The following is a 2661-nucleotide window of genomic DNA, read 5'->3' on the forward strand; positions in this document are numbered from 1 at the left end:
CGTTCGCCGGGCTGTATTGCGCCAGACCGTTGCCTTGCAGGTCGGCTCCCGCACCGGTGGTGAAGCTTCTGTCCTCGGCACTCGCCAATACGTTGCCGCTCAGGTCTTCCACGCCTTCGACATGCAGGCTGTAGCCGGTGTTCGGCTGTAACGGCTGTTGCAATTTCAGCGTCAGCGTTCTCCGATCCCCGCTCAGTTCCCGCGTCACCGCGATCACGTCGCCGCCTTTGCGCAGTTCCACTCCACCCAGACTCAAACCGCTCACCGGCTCGTCAAACCGCACTTGCAAGACTCCGTTCGTCGGAACGCTGGCTTGGTCGGCCTCCACGCTGTACGCGCTAACCTGCGGCGCGGTGTTGTCGGCCGCGATCGCTGTGGTGAAATAGCGATTGTCGTACTCGCTGTTGCCGTTCATGTCCTGGACGTAGGAGACGTAGAGTCGGTAGTTGCGACTGACGGCCAGCGCCTGTTCCGGTACCAAGATCAAGGTTCGGCCGTCGTCACTCAGACTCCGGGTTGCCGCTACATGGGCTCCGGTGGTGTAGTCGTACAGGTAGAAACTGCTGTCCGTGACCGACACCGGATCGATGGCTTCGTTCAGACGGACTTTGAGTACGGCATTGACCGGTACGTCAGTCGCGCTCGCAGCCATGCTCCACTCTACTACCGCCGGCGCCGTGGTATCCGGGCCGTTGGCGGTATGGAAGGTGTGGCTCAACGGCGTGACCAAGTTACCCGCGTAGTCTTCGGCTTTGTCCACCGCTACCGTGACGTCGCTGTCCGCCGGCCAAGGCTCGTGCGGGATGTAGGTCACTTGCCGGTTGCTGTCGCTGAAATTCAACGAGTAGGTCGACGCGTTGTAGTTCGGCACTTGCGCCAGCGGCAGGTCGGGATCGTCACTTAAGAAGCTGATCGGATTCACGGACTCGTCAAAGCGCATCGAGATGCGGTTGTTGATGCCGACACTAGTCGCCCCATCAGCCGGACTCAGCGCCGTGACTTTCGGCGCTACCGTATCCTCCAAGGCGTCCGCCGCCGTCGAATAGTAGTAGACGTAATCGCTGTTGTAGGTCGCTGCCACGCCGCTGGCGTCTTTGACGCCGGCACGAATGCCGATTTGATAGCCACGGTTAGTCTGCAGCAATTCGGTCGGTTGCAGGCGTACTACGCGGTTACCTTTCAGCAGGCTCACCGTTGTCGGGATTTCGGCCCCGTAGTAGTAGTACCGCAACGCGAACGTACTGTTGCTGACGCTGGCCGGGTCTAGCGCTTCGTTGAATTGCAAGTCCAATACCGGATTCAGTTTGCTGCCGCTCCAGCCGGTCGCAATCACATACGGTGCCTTCTGCGCCGGATCTTCTTCAATCCGGAATTGGCTATGGAAGCTGTTCAAGGCATTGCCGCTTTGGTCTTGCGCGGTGCTGTCGAGGAACACTTCGATGTAGGCGGCTTTCGCCCACGGCTGTTCCGGCGTAAAGACCAGGGTCCGGCCGTCGCCGAGCAATTGCGGGGTGCCTTTGATCAACACGCCGTTTTGCGAGACGTGTAATGCCGCTGGCAAACTGCTGGCTTTCAGCGCTTCGTTGCTGTACAGCACAATTTTGTTTTTCGACAGCACGTTGTAAGCGCCATTGCCAGGCAAGGCCGTGACGATACTCGGCCGTGCCGTGTCGACATCCGCCGCGGTGGCAAAGACTTTGGCGGCATCGGCCAAGCGGTTGCCGCTCAGGTCTTTGATGTCGTTGGTCAGCAGGACCGTCACGACGCTGGAGGCCGGCAGGTTGTAGTTCAACGTCACCGTGCGGTTGTCGCCGGAGAAGCTGATCGACGGCCTGACGATGTTGCCGTTGACGAACAGGCCGACGCTGTTGCTGTTGACGGTGCTCCGGTTCAGGGATTCGGAGAAACTCAGCACGATCGGGTTGTTGCCGTACACGTCCATCGCTCCGTCGTTCGGGGTGATGGACACCAGTTGCGGTGCGACGGTGTCGCCACCGGTGCCGGTGTTGAAATAGCTGTAGCGATAGCCGCTGCTGTTGCCGGCAATGTCCTGTACGCCATTGGCATAGGCCCAGATCCGGGTGTTACCGGGGAAGGCTACTAACGGGGTGAACGTCACGATGCTGCCGTTACGGCTGAGGGTTCCGGCCACATTTCCGCTGAAGCCGTCGGCTTGGACATAGATGCCGCTGTCCAGGCTGGTGCTATCGATCTCTTCGTTAAAGCTGAAGACGATCGGCGCTGTCGCGCTGACGCCGGTACTGCCGCTCGCCGGGGTAATGACGACGCTCGGGCCTGTGGTGTCGGCGGCAGCCGAACTGGAAGTGGTGAAGCGGCTGGTGACCGCGGCCAATCGGTTGCCGATATAGTCGTACAGACCGTCCAGGACAATGCTGTACTCGGTGTTAACCGCCAACGCGCTGCTGGGGGTAAAGGTGATGGTGCGGTTGTCGCTGCCCAGTACGGCAGTGCCCGCCACCTCGACACCGTTGAGTTGCAAATGCACGCTGCCGGATAGACTGAACGGACTGACCGCTTCGTCGAGTACGAAGCGCAGTTTGCTGTTCACCGCGATGCCGGTCGCGCCGTCTTGGATGTTTTGTCCGCTGATTATTGGTGCTTCCTGGTCGTTGGCCGTACCGGTCGTAAATGTCCAATAGG

Annotated in this window: 1 protein-coding gene; it reads right to left on the reverse strand. The window is 60.1% G+C overall.

The genetic code is table 11. The annotated features are described in order from the left end of the window. Positions 1 to 2661, reverse strand: a 2661-nt coding sequence (locus tag C2U68_RS20220) for an Ig-like domain-containing protein (RefSeq protein ID WP_140914279.1), incomplete at both ends; no start/stop codon positions are given.

Origin of the sequence: Methylomonas koyamae (assembly GCF_006483455.1) — a bacterium.
Lineage (GTDB): Bacteria > Pseudomonadota > Gammaproteobacteria > Methylococcales > Methylomonadaceae > Methylomonas > Methylomonas koyamae_B.